Below are 17,403 nucleotides of genomic sequence, written 5' to 3' on the forward strand. Positions count from 1 at the left end.
CAAGGCTTGTGGCTGGCGTCGTGGAAGAACGATTTCGTTGTTTCGGGGGGAGCGGGTGCAGGAACGTGCTTTTTCAGCAGCCTCGGGCCGGTACGATGTATCGGCCCCTTTTTTTTCATGCCTCTGCTCAAGGAGCGCGGCTTTCAAACCATGCGCCGCGCGCGGTGCAAGCTGCAGCTGCCACATTCAACAAAAGGGCCGGCACGTTTCCGCACCGGCCCCTTCCCTGATGTCGGAAGCGATCAGTTCAGCGCTTCATCCGTGATCGCATGGGTCCAGGCGCCTTCCGGCTCCTTCGTGATCGCCGGATTCTCCTCGCTTACCGCGGAGAGCAGCGTGTTGACCGTCTGCGCATAATCCGCCTCGTCCAGGGTGCCATTGCTGCCAGCCGTCAGCTTGGCCACTTCACCGACCATGTAAAGCTGATGATCCAGCTCCTGTGCGCCCGAGGCATCGTTTTCGATCACGATCTCGGCGGCTTCCTCCTGGTGCTCCTCGGCGTATTTCCAGCCTTTCATGGACGCGCGGACAAAGCGGACCATCTTGTCCTTGAAGGCCGGGTCCTCCAGGTCATCCTCAAGCACGTAAAGCCCGTCTTCCAGCATGCCGAACCCCATGTCGAGGTAGTTGAACGTCACCAGCTCCTCCGGGGTGATCCCGGCCTGCAGGATCTGGCGGTACTCGTTGTAAGTCATGGTGGAAATGCAATCCGCCTGCCCCTGGATCAGGGGATCGGCCGAGAAGGCCTGCTTGAGAACGGTTACCCCGTTGTCGTCCGCCCCGTCGGTTTCCAGACCCAGCGAAGCCATCCAGGCATAGAAGGGATATTCGTTGCCATAGAACCAGACACCCATGGTGCGCCCGGCGAAATCATCGGTGCTTTCCACACCGGTGGATTTCAGGCAGTTGACCTGCAGACCGCCGGTCTTGAAGGGCTGCGCGATGTTGACCAGCGGCACGCCACGTTCCCGCGCGGCCAGACCCGCCGCCATCCAGGTCACGATCACATCGGCACCACCGCCGACAATCACCTGCTCGGGCGCGATATCCGGGCCGCCCGGCTTGATCGTGACGTTCAGCCCCTCTTCCTCGTAGAACCCCTTGTCCTTGGCCACGTAATAGCCCGCAAACTGCGCCTGGGTGACCCATTTCAGCTGCAGGGTCAGATCATCTGCCGCCTGCGCCATCGTGCCCCAGAGGCCCAGCGCCGCACCGGCTGCAATCTTGGTCATGTTTTTCATCTTTTTACTCCCGTTGGTTGCTTTTCTTGGTTAATTCCGCTGGCTCGGATGCCAGAACGTCACGCGCTGTTCGACCAGCGCCATCACCCCGTAAAAGGCCGATCCGGCCAGCGCCGCGACAAAGATTTCTGCCCATACTAGGTCCAGCGTCAACTGCCCCACGGATGTGGAGATGCGAAACCCCATCCCGACGATGGGCGAGCCGAAAAATTCGGCAACGATCGCGCCGATCAGCGCCAGCGTCGTCCCGATCTTGAGACCGTTGAAAATGAACGGCATCGCCGCAGGCAGCCGCAGTTTCAGCAAGGTGCGCCAATAGCCCGCCGCATAGGTGCGCATCAGGTCCTTCTGCATGGCATCCGCCGCCTGCAACCCCTGCACCGTGTTCACCAGCATCGGAAAGAACACCATGACCACCACCACCGCCGCCTTGGACTGCCAGTCAAAGCCGAACCACATCACCAGGATCGGTGCCATGCCGATCACCGGCAAGGCCGCCACGAAGTTCCCCACAGGCAAGAGGCCCCGCTGCAGGAACGGGAACCTGTCGACCGCCACAGCTATCAGGAAAGCCGCGCCGCAGCCGATCACATAACCCGACAAGGCCCCCTTCAGCACGGTCTGGGCAAAATCCGCCCAAAGCAGATCCGCCGAGCTCCCGATGCGCGCCGCAATCGCCGTGGGGGCAGGCAGCAAGACCTGGTTGATCTCGAACCCGCGCACCACACCTTCCCAGACCGCCAGCAGCGTCAGGCCAAAGATGACCGGCGCCGCGAAAGACGACAACCAGGTCACCGGCTGGCGCGCCAGCCAGACATTCAGCAGCCATCCCAGCGCCCAGGCGGCAAGGGCAAAGACAATCCAGCCCATCAGCTCATCCCCATCCGGCGCAGCATGACGCGCTGCAACAATCCGATGATGCCCACAAGGCAGGCCGCCAACACCGCCGCCATCACCAGCGCCGACCAGATCTGCACCGTCTGCCCGTAATAGCTGCCCGCCAGCAGCCGCGCCCCCAGACCCGCAACCGCACCGGTCGGCAGTTCACCCACAATCGCCCCCACGAGGGAAGCCGCCATGGCGATCTTCAGCGAGGTGAAGAGATAGGGCATCGAAGAGGGCAACCGCAGCTTCCAGAAAGTCTGCCCCCGGCTGGCATGCCAGGTCCTCATCTGGTCCAGCTGCATCGCCTCAGGGCTGCGCAACCCCTTCACCATGCCCACTACAACCGGAAAGAACGACAGATACATGCTGATCATCGCCTTGGGCAGCAGCCCGGAAATCCCCACCGCATTCAGCACCACGATGATCATCGGCGCAATCGCCAGAATGGGGATGGTCTGGCTTGCGATCACCCAGGGCATGACGGACATGTCCATCGTCCTGTTGTAGACAATCCCGACCGCGAGCAAGATGCCCAGCCCGGTGCCCAGCACAAAGCCAAGCAGGGTGGCGCTCAGCGTGACACCGGCATGATAGATCAGCGACCGTTTCGAGGTCACGGCCTTCTGCGCCGTGGTCTCCCAGACTTCCCGCGCCACCTGATGCGGCGCCGGCAGTTTCGGCTTCTTCTGCGACCAGGTATCAGCCACCACCTGCGAAAAGGACAAGCTCTCGCCCGCCCGCTGCGCCTTGTTGTAGGCCCAGGGCGCATTCAGCCAGACCGCCGCCGCATACCAGAACACCAGCAGGAACCCGACAACAGTCAACACGGGCACGACCGACCGCCTCATGCGATACCCCCCGCTTCATTGTTCCTCAAATACACCTGCGCCCCGGCCAGCCGCAGATGGTGTCTTTTGTGTATTTTAAGAACAATGAAAGGATTTGGTTGTTTTCTGCAGCGGCGGTACAGGCTGGTGAGCCGATGGCCGTGAACGATGAAGGGGGACCTCTCCTCCCCACACAAACGGCGGAGCGGACCCGGAGCGTCGTGGCAAGTTGCGGCGCACCGGGCCGCTTGACCGTCACCACACATCGCGTAGTCACACATCGCCATGCCCCGCCCGCAGACCTTCACGCACCCGGTGCGCCACTTCCAGAAACTCCGGCGTTTCGCGAATGTCCAGCGGCCGTTCCCGCGGCAGCGGGCTGTCGATCACATCGGTGATCCGCCCCGGACGCGGCGACATCACCACGATCCTGGTGCTCAGATAGACGGCCTCGGGGATCGAATGGGTGACAAAGGCAATCGTCTTGCCGGTCCGGTCCCAAAGCTTCAGCAGCTGTTCGTTCAGATGGTCGCGCACGATCTCGTCCAGCGCGCCAAAGGGTTCGTCCATCAGCAGGATATCCGCATCGAACCCCAGCGCCCGCGCAATGCTGGCGCGTTGCTGCATCCCGCCCGACAATTGCCAGGGGAATTTCTTTTCAAACCCGCTCAGCTCCACCAGGTCCAGCACCCGCGCCAAGCGCGCGTCCTGCTCGGCCTTGGCAATGCCCATGATCTCCAGCGGCAGCCGGATGTTGCCGCCAATCGTCCGCCAGGGATAAAGCCCCGCCGCCTGGAACACATAGCCATAGGCCCGCGACCTGCGCGCCTCCTCCGGCGTCATGCCGTTCACGGTGACCGTGCCGCCCGTGGGCTGCTCAAGGTCGGCCATGCAGCGCAGGAACGTGGTCTTGCCACAGCCAGAGGGGCCGATGAAGGACACAAAGTCGCCCTTCCCGATGTCCAGGCTGACCCCCTTCAGGGCATGCACCGGCCCGTCATTGGTCTGGAACGTCAGGTCGAGGTCCCGGGCGGAGATGACAGGCTCCGCGGCGACAGAACCATGGTGTTCAGCAGGCATCGCAGACCCCACGTCGTCAAATCCCCGCCGGAATGTTCAACGGATCGCGCTTGATCATCTTGGGGCTGGTCAGCGCCTTCCATTTCGACAGCGCCACATTGGCACTGGGGAAGGCAGGGCGCGGAATGAACTTGCCCCGGCCCGGCTGCGGCTGGCTGTTCTGCCCCCAGGCCCAGATCACCTCGCCCCGGCTCAGCGTATAGCGGCTGTTTGCCGTCACCTCGAAGCCCTCGAAGACATTGTAATCCAGCACCGAATGATGGTTCGCAGGTGAAATCGTCTTGGTGATCTTCGGGTCCCAGACCACGATATCCGCATCCGCCCCTTCCACAATCGCCCCCTTGCGCGGGTAGATGTTGAGGATCTTGGCCACATTGGTCGAGGTCGCCGCGACAAATTCGTTCGGCGTCAGCCGCCCGGTCTCCACCCCTTCGGTCCAGAGCACGCTCAGACGTTCCTCCAGCCCGTTCGACCCGTTGGGAATGATCCTGAAATCATCCTTGCCCGCACGCTTCTGCGCGGTGGAAAAGGCTGCATGGTCCGTCGCCACCACCTGCAGCGACCCCGCCTGCAACCCGGCCCAGAGACTGTCCTGATGGTCCTTGCTGCGGAACGGCGGCGACATCACCCGGCGCGCGGCATGGTCCCAGTCCTTGTTGAAATACTCAGACTCGTCCAGCGTCAGGAACTGGATCAGCGGCTCGCCGTAAACCCGCATCCCCTTTTGCCGCGCCCGGCGGATCGCCTCGTGGGTCTGTTCGCAGGAGACATGCACGATGTACAAAGGCACGCCGGCGGTATCGGCGATGGTGATCGCGCGGTTCGCGGCCTCCCCCTCCAGCTCCGGCGGGCGGGAATAGGCATGGCCCTCCGGCCCGGTGATGCCTTGATCGAAATACTTCTGTTGCAGCTCGGCCACCAGGTCGCCGTTTTCCGCATGGACCATCGGCAGCGCGCCCAGCTCCGCACAGCGCTTGAAGGAGGCGAACATCTCGTCGTCCTCGATCATCAGCGCGCCCTTGTAGGCCATGAAGTGCTTGAAGGAGTTCACACCCATCTCCACGGCGTCCTTCATCTCGTTGAAGACATTCTCGTCCCAGCCGGTAATCGCCATGTGATAGCCGACATCCGAACAGATCTGCGGTGCCGACTTGCGGTGCCATTCGTTGATCGCGTTCCTGATGCTGCCATCCGCGCCCGGCAGGCAGAAATCGACGATCATCGTGGTCCCGCCACAGGCCGCAGCCCAGGTGCCGCTCTCGAAGGTCTCGGCGGCGGTGGTGCCCATGAAGGGCATTTCCAGATGGGTATGCGGGTCGATCCCGCCGGGGATGACATAGGCGCCTTCGGCGTCGATATATTCGTCGCCTTTCAGGTCCTCACCAATGCGGACGATCTTCTCGCCCTCGATCAGCACATCCGCTTTCCACGTCCGGTCCGCCGTACAGACCATGCCGCCCTTGATCACCTTGCTCATCACTTCTCTCCCGTCTTCCATTCTTTTTGGCCTTAAATATGCCCGGGGGGCAGCCGAAGGCTGCGGGGGCAGCGCCCCCTGGCTCAGACCGATCCGAAACACCCCAGCGCAGGCCCGTGCACGCCGATGTCCAGCGGCCCGAAATCACTCTCCACGCAGAGCGAGAAATATCCGGCCCTGGGCAGATAGACGACCCGGTAAGTGCCATCGCCGCGGCTGACGGACCAGCAGCACTGGGTGATCCCGCCCGAAAAATTGACCGTCACTTCACGCGGGGCGCGTCTGCGGCTTTCAAAATCCCGTGCTGTGCGCCGTGTCACCTGGTCTGTACTGGCCAGCGCCTCTGCCACTTCGCTGTCGAGCATCATGTCAATCCTCCGAGCGAGTGAAAGCCTCTTAGCAATCATGTGCAACCCCGGAATTTTGGAAAATTCCGGCCCGATTTTTTCCAAAAAATCGGCACCCGCCTCAACCAACGACCTCCGCTGTCTCCACCACTGCATGCAACAGCACATCGGCACCCGCCATCGCCCAGTCCTTCGAAATCTCTTCCGCCTCGTTGTGGCTCAGCCCGTCCACGCAGGGGCACATCACCATTGCCGTGGGGGCCACCCGGTTGATCCAGCAGGCATCATGCCCCGCCCCTGAAATCAGGTCCATATGGCTGTACCCCAGACGCTCCGCCGCAGCGCGTACCGCCGCCACGCAGCCCGCGTCAAAGGCCACCGGATCGAAGCCGCCCACCTTCTCGAAGGCGACCTCCAGCCCCATGTCATCGGCGATCTTCTGGCCCTCGACCCGCAGCCGCGCCTCCATGTCCTCGATCACGCTCAGCTCGGGTGACCGGAAATCGACGGTAAAGACCACCTTGCCCGGGATCACATTGCGCGAATTGGGATAGACATCAATATGGCCCGCCGCCCCCACCGCATGCGGCTTGTGCGACCAGGCGATCTCGTCCACCTTCTCCAGGATCCGCGCCATGCCCAGCCCCGCATTGCGGCGCATCGGCATGGGGGTGGACCCTGTGTGGCTGTCCTTGCCGGTGACCGTCACCTGGGTCCAGCTCAACCCCTGGCCGTGGGTCACCACGCCGATATCCCTGCCCTCGATCTCCAGGATCGGGCCCTGCTCGATGTGCAGCTCGAAGAACGCATGCATCTTCCGCGCGCCGACTTCCTCTTCGCCGCGCCAGCCGATCCGCTTGAGCTCATCGCCAAAGGTCTTGCCCGCCGCATCGACCCGCGCATAGGCCCAGTCCTGCGTGTGAATGCCCGCGAAGACCCCGGACGACAGCATCGCAGGGGCATAGCGCGTGCCCTCCTCGTTGGTGAAATTGGTCACAACGATGGGATGCTTCGTCTTGATCCCCAGATCGTTCAGCGTGCGGATGATCTCCAGCCCGCCCAGCACCCCCAGCACGCCGTCATATTTGCCGCCCGTCGGCTGGGTATCCAGATGCGAGCCCACATAGACCGGCAGCGCCTCGGGGTCCGTCCCCTCGCGGCGTGCGAACATGTTGCCCATCTGGTCCAGCCCCATGGCACAACCCGCATCCTCGCACCATTTCTGGAACAGCGCGCGGCCCTCGGCATCCTCGTCCGTCAGGGTCTGGCGGTTGTTGCCGCCCGCAACCCCCGGCCCGATCTTTGCCATCTCCATCAGGCTGTCCCACAGGCGGTCCGGGTTGATCTTCAGGTTCTCACCGGGTGCAGGCATCTGCTGGCTCCTCAAAGGCTGGCGGATTAAATTTTACCATTTGGTAAAGGCACGATTGCGATTACACTGGCATCTGTCAAGAACTGCTTTTAGCATCGCAGGGACCCATCGGGGCGACTGCCTCATTTCTCAGCACCCTGCCGGAGACGCCCTTGCCAGACGGCGCGCCCAAGAAAACAAGCCGCATCCAGAAGCGCAACCGCAGGCTGATCCTGGAGGCCGCGCTCGACGTGTTTTCGCGCCATGGCTATCGCGGGGCCACGCTGGACCAGATTGCGGCAGAGGCCGGGCTGAGCAAGCCCAATATCCTCTATTATTTCGATGGCAAGGAAGACATCCATGTCACCCTGCTCAGCCGCTTGATGGACACCTGGCTTGACCCGCTGGTGGCGATGAGCCCCCAGGGTGAGCCTGTCGCCGAAATCCTGTCCTACGTGCAGCGCAAGCTCAACATGGCCCGCGACCTGCCCCGCGAAAGCCGGCTTTTCGCCAATGAGATCCTGCAGGGCGCACCGCGCATCGCGCCGGAGCTGACCGGGCATCTCAAACCGCTGTTCGACGAAAAATGCGCGCTGATCGCCGAATGGATCGCCCAGGGCAGGCTGCCGCCCCTCGATCCGCAACATCTGATCTTTTCGATCTGGTCCACCACCCAGCATTACGCCGATTTCGAAAGCCAGGTCAGGATCCTGATGGGCCCCGAGGAAGACCCGCATGCCCGTGCCTCCGCCCATCTGCGCCGCATGTTCGAAGCGATGCTCAGGGTCTGAGAGGCCCGGAACCTGCTGCCGTTTCCCGGTGGCCCCCGGCCGCAGGCGCGGCATCGCGGCCAGGTGCAAAGGGGCCTTTACCCTTCCTTCACGATTGCGCTGCAAACTGCTCCCTGGGCGAGAAGCCCAATTTCACATGATCGGAGCAGAGATGAGTGTTCTACTTTTGACCAATCCATTCGCGGTGCATGGCACGGCCACGGCCGGGCAAAGTGCTGCACAGGGCACCGATGGCGGCGTCACCGCGACATCAAGCGCGGCCAGGATCGCGCCCACCAGCCGCCCCGCCGATACGCACCGGCAGGGGTCCTCGACCTCTCATTCCGGCACGGGTGCCGGTGCGGGCGGTGAGGCGGCGCAGCGCCCCGCGCTTACACGTCGCCCGGCGGATGCCACGCCCAATTCCATCCTGGCCGCGCAGATCGAAAACCTGATGCCGACCCTGGCAGAGATTTCCAGAACCATGCCGGATCCTTTGCCGACCTCGCCCTTCCTGAAAGGGGCCGGCCAGGCCTGAGCCCTGACCGCCGCGACCGTTATTCAGCGGCAGTTGCCGACGGGTTGTTCGGATGCGTTGTCCAGTTGGCATAATCCGGCTGTACCACCTTTCCGGTGCGCGGATCCGTGGTGCCCGGTGCCATCGCCTCCATCGTGATGCAATTCTCCACCGGGCAGACATTGACGCACAGGTTGCAGGCGACGCATTCCGCGTCGATCACACTGAAGGTCCGGTTCTCTGACATGGCGATGGCCTGATGGCTGGTATCCTCGCAGGCGGCAAAGCAGCGGCCGCAGGAAATGCACAGGTCCTGGTCGATCTTGGCCTTGGCGATGTAATTCAGGTTCAGCTGGTTCCAGTCGGTGACATTCGGCACCGCCGCGCCCTTGAAATCGTCAATGCTGGTATGGCCCTTGCTGTCCATCCAGTCGGACAGGCCGCTGATCATCTCCTGCACGATCTTGAAACCATAGGTCATCGCAGCGGTGCAGACCTGCACATTGCCACAGCCCAGCGTGATGAACTCTGCCGCGTCGCGCCAGGTTGTGACCCCGCCGATCCCCGAGATGGGGATGCCCCGTGTTTCCGGGTCGCGCGCGATCTCTGACACCATCGACATGGCAATGGGTTTGACCGCCGGGCCGCAATAGCCGCCATGTGATCCCTTACCGTCAATCGACGGCTCCGGCGACATCGTGTCGAGGTTGACCGAGGTGATCGAATTGATCGTGTTGATCAGGCTCACCGCATCCGCGCCCCCCGCCTTGGCCGCCGCGGCGGGCTTGCGGATGTCGGTGATGTTCGGCGTCAGCTTCACGATTACCGGCTTGGAATAATACTGCTTGCACCAGCGGGTCACCATTTCGATGTATTCCGGCACCTGGCCCACCGCAGCCCCCATGCCGCGTTCGCTCATCCCGTGGGGGCAGCCGAAGTTCAGCTCGATCCCATCCGCGCCGGTATCCTCCACCAGGGGCAGGATCGCCTTCCAGGCTTCCTCCTCGCAGGGCACCATGATCGACACGATGATCGCCCGGTCGGGGTAATCCGCCTTCACGCGCTTGATCTCTTCGAGGTTGGTGAAAAGGTCGCGGTCGGTGATCAGCTCGATGTTGTTCAGCCCCAGCAACCGCCGGTCCGCCCCATAGACCGCGCCATAGCGCGGGCCGTTCACATTGACCACGGGCGGCCCCTCGGAGCCCAGCGTTTTCCACACCACACCGCCCCATCCGGCCTCAAAGGCGCGGCGCACGTTGTATTCCTTGTCCGTCGGCGGCGCAGAGGCCAGCCAGAACGGGTTCGGGGATTTGATCCCGATGAAGTCGGTTGTCAGATCAGCCATATCACTATCCTCAAAAGATGCGTCCATTCCCGATGCGCATGTCCCCGGCGGTTACCGCGGGGCGCGCGTGTCAAGAATTAACCCATTGTTAATAAACAAGGTTTCTCCGCGAAACCTCATTTGGTCAGCGCCATGTGAATGTCCATCGCCGCATCGCGGCCCTCGGCCACCGCCGTCACGGTCAGGTCGTCGCCGCCGCTGGCGCAATCGCCTCCGGCCCAGATGCCCGCCACGCTGGTGCGGCCGGTGCCGTCCACCCTGATCTTGCGGCCGTCAAGCTCGGGCATGCCTTCGCCTTCCAGCGTCTGACCGATGGCCTTGAACACCTGGTCGGCGGGCAGTTTCAGCATCTGCCCGGTGCCCTTCATCGCGTCATCGACATATTCGAACTCGATCTCGCGCACCGCGCCGTTGCCATGTACCGCCACCGGCACCGCATGGGTCACGATCCGCACACCCTTGGAGGCCGCGAGGTCCTGCTCGAAGACAGAGGCGTTCATCCGGTCGCGCCCGCGCCGGTAGACCAGCGTGACATTGAGCGCGCCCAGCAGCTTGGCCTGCACCGCCGCGTCCACTGCCGTCATGCCGCCGCCGATCACCACCACGTCGCGGCCAATCGGCAGGCTTGCCAGATCACTGGCCTGCCGCAGCTCGGCGATGAAATCCACCGCGTCGCTGACCCCTTGCTTGTCCTCGCCCTCGGCCCCAAGGGCGTTCACCCCGCCCAGGCCAACGCCAAGGAAAACGGCGTCATATTCCGCTTTCAGGGTCTCCAGGGTCAGGTCACGGCCCAGGGCGCTTTCGTGCCTGAAGCTGATCCCGCCGATCTGCATCAGCCAGTCGACCTCCGCCTGGGCAAAGCCGCCGGGTGTCTTGTAGGCCGCAATGCCGTATTCGTTCAGGCCGCCCGGCTTGGGCCGCGCGTCATGGATCACCACGTCATGCCCCAGCATCGCCAGCCGATGTGCGCAGGACAGGCCCGCAGGGCCGGCGCCCACCACCGCCACGGTCTTTCCGGTGGAAGCCGCGCGGACAAAGGGATGCACCCCCTGCGCCTGCAAATGATCCGTCGCAAAACGCTGCAACTGGCCGATCAGCACCGGCTTTCCTTCCGCCTTTTCACGGACACAGGCCTGTTCGCAGAGGGTTTCCGTCGGGCAGACCCGTGCGCACATGCCGCCCATGATGTTCTGGCTCAGGATCGTCTTTGCCGCCGCATCGGGTGTGCCCGTCGCGATCTGGCGAATGAACAGCGGAATGTCGATATCCGTGGGACAGGCCGTGATGCAGGGCGCGTCATGGCAGAAATAGCACCGATCCGCCGCCACCAGGGCCTCATGCCGGTCCAGCGGCGGGTGCAGGTCCGAGAATTGCGCCTGATAGTCCGCCGGGCTCAACCGCCCCGATTGAATTCCCGGTTCAAAGACATCTGAAGTCATCTGGCTCACCTTGCATTGGCTGGGTCTTGAAAAACTCTGCCCCAGAGTTATTTTTTTATCAAGTGGTCAAATTATTTCATTCCGGTGAAATTTCATGCGCAGCCGTCCGCCGATTGGGCCATGCCCGGTAAATGGGCTTGATTTTCGTTTGATTCCTTTCATTATCGAAATTGCTGCACGAACGACTTTCGAAACTCCCTGCCTTATGGCGCTGGAACGATCACGACTTCGTCCGAGCCACGCTGCCGCATTCCGCGGGCAGAACTAAGACAGGAGAACCGGTCCATGGCATCTGGTACCGTAAAATGGTTCAACACGACCAAAGGCTACGGCTTTATTGCCCCTGACGGGGGCGGCAAGGATATCTTTGTTCACATTTCCGCAGTTGAGCGGGCAGGCCTGACAGGTCTGGCCGACAACCAGAAAGTGACCTTCGATGTCGAAGCAGGCCGCGACGGCCGCGAAAGCGCCGCGAACATCGCACTCGCCTGAGCAAGCATCAGTTTCATGAGGGAATTCGGGCGCTGTCAGGCGCCCGTTTTCTTTTGTCAGGGGACTTTCTCAGGTCGCTTCGGTCAGGGCCCGGTCCAGTCGACGCCGCTGGCCTTTTCAATCAGCAGACGTCCCTCCGGCCAGGGCTGCAGCAGCGGCTTCACGTCTTGCGCGTCACCGGTCAGCCATGTGCCGATCATCTCCCGCTCAAGCAGCGCGCCCATGCGGTGATGCACCGGCGCGACATCGGCGTTCGGCGGACAGGTCAGCGTTGCCACCTGCGGCACCTGCAGGCCACCCGGCGCCTGCCAGAGGTCGGTAATGGCCGCAAAATAGAGGTATCCGCCGTCTTTCGGTGCAATCCGCCAGGCGGTCTTGCGGCGCTTTTCCCCGGTCCATTCATACCAGCCGTTCACCGGCACCACCGCCCTGCCCGTCCCGGCAAAGGCGCTTTTATCGAACACGGTTTCGGAGCGCGCGTTGATCAGCGTCTCCATCACCGGGCGGCCACGGGCGTTGACCCGCCCCACCGGGATGATCCCCCAACGCATATGGGCAAGGCCGGTGCCGTTGAAGGTGACGATCTGCTGGCCGGGTGAGATATTGGCGCGGGGCGGTTCATCCGCAAGCGCGCCCGGCGGCACCCCCAATTCTTCCGCCAGCGCAGCAAGTGGCGTGGTGAGGAACAGCCGCCCCGGCAAGGGTCAGTCCGCCCTGATCCGGGCGATCAGGTCCAGAACCTCCGGCCCGATGCCCTCGACAATCCGGGTCACACCCTCTGCATTGGGGTGGATGCCATCGGCCTGAAGGAAGCCGCGCAATTGTGACGGGTCGGCGGGCGCATCCCCTTCCGTCAATCCGGCAAAGAAACTGTCGACAAACTGCGTGCCGTATTCTTCTGCCAGCTCGGGATAGATGGCGTCGAATTCGCTTTTGTAGTCGGGGCCGTAATTGCCGGGCGCTTCCATGCCGATCAGCAGCACCTCGACATCGGCCGCCTGCGCCGCCTGCAGGATCCCGTCGATATTGGCGCGCGCCTGCGCCGGGGCCAGCCCGCGCAGCAGATCATTGCCGCCCAGCGCCACGATCATCCCGCCCACTTCTGGCGTCAGGGTCCAGCCCACGCGGGCAAGCCCCCCCGCGGTCGTGTCGCCGGAAACGCCCGCGTTGATCAGCCGCACATCGCTGCCTCGCGCTGCAAGCCAGGCTTCCAGCTGCGGCACGAACCCCTGTTCCGCCGGCAGGCCGTAGCCCTGTGTCAGGCTGTCACCCAGCGCCGCGATCACGACCTGCTGCGCCGCAACCGCCTGCCCCCAGATCAGAACAATCCCCACCAGAGCGCTTCGGAATATACCTGAATCACTTGTTCGCTGCCTCTCCCTGCGGTCGAACGCGAAAAGTGATGTGGGATGTTTCAAGTTTATCCTGAAACGCTTTATCGCCTTGCGCATCATCGTAACAACTCCATATCCGTAGGGACCCCGTTGAAAGGCCCCCGCGTGAGTGACACCGTTTTCCACCTTCAAGATGTGCTTTTGTCGCTCAAGGGCAATGCCGGACCCGTTGATATCCTGCGCGGAATTTCCCTGAACGTCGAGAGCGGTGAAAGCGTCGCGCTGACCGGGCCTTCGGGGTCGGGCAAATCCTCGCTGCTGATGGTCATGGGCGGGCTGGAACAGGCCACGGGCGGCACCGTACATGCGCTGGGTCAGGATCTGACCGCGATGAACGAGGATGCGCTGGCCCGGTTCCGGCAGGGGCGCATGGGCATCGTGTTCCAGTCCTTTCACCTGATCCCCACCATGACCGCCCTGGAAAATGTCGCGACACCGCTGGAGCTGGCCGGGATCCCGGAGGCCTTTGAGCGCGCGCGCGAGGCACTGGAGACCGTCGGGCTGGGGCATCGCACCGGCCATTACCCGGCTCAGATGTCGGGTGGTGAACAGCAACGGGTGGCGCTGGCACGGGCCTGTGCGCCACGTCCGGCGATCCTGCTGGCGGATGAGCCGACCGGCAATCTGGACAGCGCCAATGGTGCGGCCATCATGGACCTGCTGTTTTCCCTGCGCGACCAATATGGGGCCACGCTGGTGCTGGTCACCCATGATCCGGCGCTGGCCGAACGCTGCGACCGGCCCATCGCCCTGGCCGACGGGCAGATCGCATGAGCCTTGCCCTCGCCGCCCGGTTCGCACGCCGCGAAATGCGCGGCGGGCTGCGCGGGTTCCGCCTGTTCCTGGCCTGCCTTGCGCTGGGGGTGGCGGCCATCGCCGCTGTCGGTTCCGTCCGCGCCGCGATCGAGGCGGGCCTGGCGCGGGAGGGGGCGGCCCTGCTGGGCGGCGCGGCGGAGCTTGATTTCACCTATCGTTTTGCCAGCCCGGAGGAACGGGCGTGGATGGCGGCGCGCGCCACTGCGGTCTCTGAAATCGTCGAATTCCGCTCCATGGCCGTGGTCGGCGATGACCGCGCCCTGACCCAGATCAAGGGGGTGGATGACCTTTACCCGCTTGTCGGAGAGATGGTTCTCGATCCCGCGATGCCGCTGGATCAGGCCTTGTCCGAGGTGGAGGGGCTGCCCGGCGCGGTGATGGAACGCGCGCTGTCAGACCGGTTGGGCCTGACGCCGGGCGACACGTTCCGGCTGGGCACCCGTGACTATCGGCTGTCCGCGCTGATCCTGCGTGAGCCTGACAGCGCCGCCAGTGGATTTGCCCTGGGGCCGCGCACCCTGTTGCACCGCGACGCGCTGGAGGGGTCGGGCCTGCTCGCGCCGGGCACGCTTTACAACAGCAAGTACCGGCTGGACCTGCCGCAGGGCACAGACCTTGCCGCATTGGAGGGTGAGGCCGAGGTGCAGTTCGAGAATGCCGGGATGCGCTGGACCGATGCGCGCAACGGGGCGCCCGGTGTGGCGCGTTTCGTTGAAAGGCTGAGCGCCTTTCTGGTGTTGGTGGGCCTGTCGGGGCTGGCTGTCGGAGGCGTTGGCGTCTCTGCCGCCGTGCGGTCCTATCTTCAGGGCAAGACCGGGGTGATCGCCACCCTGCGCGCCCTGGGGGCGGAGCGGGCGACGATCTTCCAGACCTATTTCATCCAGATCGGTGTGCTGTCACTGCTGGGCGTTGCCATTGGCGTGGTGCTGGGCGGGCTGGTGCCGCTGCTGCTGTCGCCGGTCATTGCCGCAAGGCTGCCCCTGCCGACCAGTTTCGCGCTCTATCCTGCGCCGCTGATCGAGGCGGCGCTTTATGGTCTGCTGACGGCGCTGGCCTTTACCCTCTGGCCGCTGGCCCGCAGCGAGGATGTGCGCGCCGCGACCCTGTTCCGCGATGCCTGGGCCGGGGCGCGGCGGCTGCCTGCCGCGAAGTACCTGGTGGCCATCGCGGCGCTCGCGGCGGCGCTGGTGGGGCTGGCGGGCTGGTTCAACGGATCCTGGCGGCTGACGCTCTGGACTCTGGGCGGCATTGCCGGGGCGCTGCTGATCCTTGTGCTGGCGGCGCTGCTGCTGCGCGTGGTGGCGCGGGGCGGCGCGCGGCTGGCGCGGGGCCGCCCCCGGCTGCGCTGGGCCCTGGCGGCTCTTGCGGGACCGGGCGAAGGAGCCGGTGCGGTGGTGCTCTCGCTGGGTCTGGGCCTGTCGGTGCTGGCCGCCGTGGGGCAGATCGACGGCAACCTGCGGCAGGCCATCGCGGGCAACCTGCCCGATGTGGCGCCCTCCTATTTCTTTGTCGATATCCAGAAGGACCAGATGCCCGGCTATACCAAGCGGCTGGAGGATGACCCCGCCGTCAGCCGCATCGACAGCGCGCCGATGCTGCGCGGTGTCGTCACCCGGATCAACGGCAAGCCGGCGCGGGAGGTTGCGGGCGATCACTGGGTGGTGCGCGGTGACCGAGGCGTGACCTATGCCGCAAAGCCCGGTGCCGATGCCAGGATCACCGCCGGTGAATGGTGGGCGGAGGATTACGACGGCCCGCCGCTGATCAGCTTTGCCGCCGAAGAGGCCGAGGAGATGGGGCTGAAGCTGGGTGACACGCTGACCATCAACGTGCTGGGCCGCGACATCACCGGCACCATTGCCGCCTTTCAGGAGGTGGACTTTTCCACCGCCGGGATCGGCTTTGTCCTGACGATGAACCCCGCAGCGCTGGCCGGTGCGCCGCATACTTTCATCTCGACCGTCTATGCAGAGGAAGAGGCCGAAGCCGCCATTCTGCGCGATCTGGCCACGCAATACCCCAATATCACCGCGATCCGGGTGCGCGACGCCATCGACCGGGTTTCCGCCGTGCTGGCAAGCCTTGCCGCCGCGACCTCTTATGGTGCGCTGGCCACGCTGCTGACGGGGTTCGTTGTGTTGATCGGCGCGGCGGCCGCGGGGGCGGAGGCGCGGCGCTACGAATCCGCACTGCTCAAGACGCTGGGGGCCTCGCGGCGCGCCATCGCCGCCAGCTTCGTGCTGCGCGCGGCCCTGCTGGGGCTTTTCGCGGGCAGCGTTGCACTGCTGGCGGGGATCCTGGGCGGCTGGGCCGTCAGCCACTTCGTGATGGAAACCCGCTTCAGCGTGATCTGGCCCTCTGCCCTGCTGATCGTGACAGGCGGGGCGCTGGCCTCTGTCCTGGCCGGGCTGGGCTTTGCCCTGCGCGCACTCAACGCCCGGCCCGCGCAGGTCCTGCGTGCGCGAGAATGACGCAAGCACCACCACCCGGCTTGCACATCCCCCGGCGGATCGGGCAAGTCAGCGCCAGAATACAAAGGAGCGACAATGCCTGACAATCTGCCCGCCAAACGCGCCCCCGCCCTGAGCCCTGCCCAGCGCAACAATGTGATCAACATCCTGCGCCGCGCCGCAAAAGCCGAGATCATGCCGCGTTTCCGCGCGTTGAATGCCGCCGACATCGCCACGAAATCGCGGCCGGACGACCTGGTGACCATCGCGGACACGGCGGCAGAGGCGATGATCACCCGTGCCCTCAACATGGCCTTTCCAGGCGCGCTGGTGATCGGCGAGGAAGCAGTTTCCGCCGATCCCACCCTGCTGGACAAGATCGCCGATGCGCCACTGTGCTTCATCATCGACCCGGTGGACGGCACCTGGAATTTCGCGCGGGGCATGTCGGTCTTCGGCGTCATCCTCGCGGTCACCCGATACGGCAAACCGGCCTTCGGGCTGATCTATGACCCAGTGATGGACGATTGGGCCATCGCGGATGATCAATCCCCTGCACAGATGCAGCGTCCCTCCGGCGTCACGCATGATCTGCGGGTCAGCAGGGGCGGCGAACTGGCGGGGCTTTCAGGCTATATCCCGCTCTATCTGTTCGATCACGCGTGGCGGGAGAAGCTGGCGGCGACCCTTTGCAATTTCAACTGGGTCAACTGCCTGCGCTGTTCGGCGCATGAATACCGGATGCTGGCGCAGGGTCACTTCGACTTTCTGCTCACCCAAAGCCTGAATCCCTGGGATCATGCCGCAGGCGCGTTGATCTGCCAGCAGGCGGGCGGCTATGTGCAGATGCTGTCGGGCGGCGATTATGACGCCACCCTGCGCCGCGGGCACATACTGGCCGCGCCGGACAAGGCAACCTGGAACCGCCTCGCCAGGGTCTTCAAATTCCTGAACGACGCAGATCAATAGCAA

17 protein-coding genes are annotated in these 17,403 nt (G+C 64.1%); 6 read left to right on the forward strand and 11 right to left on the reverse strand.

Annotated features, from left to right (window positions below):
- Positions 1-242 precede the first annotated feature (242 nt).
- The 7 genes from PVW51_RS00005 to PVW51_RS00035 all read right to left on the reverse strand — a co-directional run bounded on the left by PVW51_RS00005 (position 243) and on the right by PVW51_RS00035 (position 7,229).
- Positions 243-1,232 carry an ABC transporter substrate-binding protein gene (locus PVW51_RS00005; protein WP_269364230.1) on the reverse strand — a complete coding sequence of 330 codons (990 nt, stop codon included), beginning with the start codon at positions 1,230-1,232 and terminating at the stop codon, positions 243-245.
- A gap of 39 nt (positions 1,233-1,271) precedes the next feature.
- A complete protein-coding gene (locus tag PVW51_RS00010) occupies positions 1,272-2,111 on the reverse strand; it encodes an ABC transporter permease (protein ID WP_274573121.1) in 840 nt (279 codons plus the stop codon).
- Positions 2,111-2,974 carry an ABC transporter permease gene (locus tag PVW51_RS00015; protein WP_269364226.1) on the reverse strand — a complete coding sequence of 288 codons (864 nt, stop codon included), beginning with the start codon at positions 2,972-2,974 and terminating at the stop codon, positions 2,111-2,113. Before PVW51_RS00015 ends, PVW51_RS00010 begins: the two co-directional genes overlap by 1 nt.
- 252 nt (positions 2,975-3,226) lie before the next feature.
- On the reverse strand, positions 3,227-4,033 hold the full coding sequence (locus tag PVW51_RS00020; protein ID WP_274573122.1) for an ABC transporter ATP-binding protein: 807 nt from the start codon (positions 4,031-4,033) through the stop codon (positions 3,227-3,229).
- 16 nt (positions 4,034-4,049) lie between these two features.
- On the reverse strand, positions 4,050-5,510 hold the full coding sequence (gene hydA, locus PVW51_RS00025; protein ID WP_274573508.1) for a dihydropyrimidinase: 1,461 nt from the start codon (positions 5,508-5,510) through the stop codon (positions 4,050-4,052).
- Between the two features lie 83 nt (positions 5,511-5,593).
- Positions 5,594-5,878, reverse strand: a complete 285-nt coding sequence (locus PVW51_RS00030; protein ID WP_274573123.1) for a hypothetical protein — start codon at positions 5,876-5,878, stop codon at positions 5,594-5,596.
- Positions 5,879-5,978: 100 nt separating this feature from the next.
- Positions 5,979-7,229, reverse strand: coding sequence for a Zn-dependent hydrolase (locus PVW51_RS00035; protein WP_274573124.1), 1,251 nt, complete (start codon positions 7,227-7,229; stop codon positions 5,979-5,981).
- Between the two features lie 152 nt (positions 7,230-7,381).
- Here PVW51_RS00035 and PVW51_RS00040 point away from each other — a divergent pair, with 152 nt between their 5' ends.
- Together PVW51_RS00040 and PVW51_RS00045 are read left to right on the forward strand one after the other, a co-directional pair.
- The gene (locus PVW51_RS00040) at positions 7,382-7,999 is read left to right on the forward strand and encodes a TetR family transcriptional regulator C-terminal domain-containing protein (protein ID WP_274573125.1); all 618 of its coding nucleotides are present in this window, start codon (positions 7,382-7,384) and stop codon (positions 7,997-7,999) included.
- Between the two features lie 151 nt (positions 8,000-8,150).
- Positions 8,151-8,516 (forward strand): hypothetical protein, encoded by a 366-nt coding sequence (locus PVW51_RS00045; RefSeq protein ID WP_274573126.1) that lies wholly within the window; start codon positions 8,151-8,153, stop codon positions 8,514-8,516.
- 19 nt (positions 8,517-8,535) lie between these two features.
- On the opposite strand, the gene preA is transcribed toward PVW51_RS00045, so the two are convergent.
- Positions 8,536-9,840: an NAD-dependent dihydropyrimidine dehydrogenase subunit PreA gene (gene preA / locus PVW51_RS00050; RefSeq protein WP_274573127.1), complete on the reverse strand. Its 1,305-nt coding sequence runs from the start codon at positions 9,838-9,840 to the stop codon at positions 8,536-8,538.
- Positions 9,841-9,956: 116 nt separating this feature from the next.
- Complete coding sequence (locus tag PVW51_RS00055) at positions 9,957-11,279, reverse strand: NAD(P)-dependent oxidoreductase (protein ID WP_274573128.1); 1,323 nt, start codon at positions 11,277-11,279, stop codon at positions 9,957-9,959.
- A 285-nt stretch (positions 11,280-11,564) separates the two neighbouring features.
- Here PVW51_RS00055 and PVW51_RS00060 point away from each other — a divergent pair, with 285 nt between their 5' ends.
- Positions 11,565-11,771 carry a cold-shock protein gene (locus tag PVW51_RS00060; RefSeq protein ID WP_067294005.1) on the forward strand — a complete coding sequence of 69 codons (207 nt, stop codon included), beginning with the start codon at positions 11,565-11,567 and terminating at the stop codon, positions 11,769-11,771.
- Between the two features lie 83 nt (positions 11,772-11,854).
- On the opposite strand, the gene PVW51_RS00065 is transcribed toward PVW51_RS00060, so the two are convergent.
- Together PVW51_RS00065 and PVW51_RS00070 are read right to left on the reverse strand one after the other, a co-directional pair.
- Complete coding sequence (locus PVW51_RS00065) at positions 11,855-12,472, reverse strand: SOS response-associated peptidase (protein WP_274573130.1); 618 nt, start codon at positions 12,470-12,472, stop codon at positions 11,855-11,857.
- Between the two features lie 3 nt (positions 12,473-12,475).
- Positions 12,476-13,105, reverse strand: coding sequence for an arylesterase (locus PVW51_RS00070; RefSeq protein WP_338019722.1), 630 nt, complete (start codon positions 13,103-13,105; stop codon positions 12,476-12,478).
- 165 nt (positions 13,106-13,270) lie between these two features.
- Here PVW51_RS00070 and PVW51_RS00075 point away from each other — a divergent pair, with 165 nt between their 5' ends.
- The 3 genes from PVW51_RS00075 (at position 13,271) to PVW51_RS00085 (ending at position 17,400) form a co-directional block, all read left to right on the forward strand.
- A complete protein-coding gene (locus PVW51_RS00075; protein WP_274573131.1) occupies positions 13,271-13,939 on the forward strand; it encodes an ABC transporter ATP-binding protein in 669 nt (222 codons plus the stop codon).
- Positions 13,936-16,452 carry an ABC transporter permease gene (locus PVW51_RS00080; protein ID WP_274573132.1) on the forward strand — a complete coding sequence of 839 codons (2,517 nt, stop codon included), beginning with the start codon at positions 13,936-13,938 and terminating at the stop codon, positions 16,450-16,452. The genes PVW51_RS00075 and PVW51_RS00080 overlap by 4 nt, the downstream gene beginning before the upstream one ends.
- 75 nt (positions 16,453-16,527) lie before the next feature.
- Entirely contained in the window at positions 16,528-17,400 is an 873-nt protein-coding gene (locus tag PVW51_RS00085; protein WP_274573133.1) for an inositol monophosphatase family protein, read from the forward strand.
- The last annotated feature ends 3 nt before the right edge of the window (positions 17,401-17,403 follow it).

The organism is Sulfitobacter sp. PR48 (assembly GCF_028807335.1).
Lineage (GTDB): Bacteria > Pseudomonadota > Alphaproteobacteria > Rhodobacterales > Rhodobacteraceae > Sulfitobacter.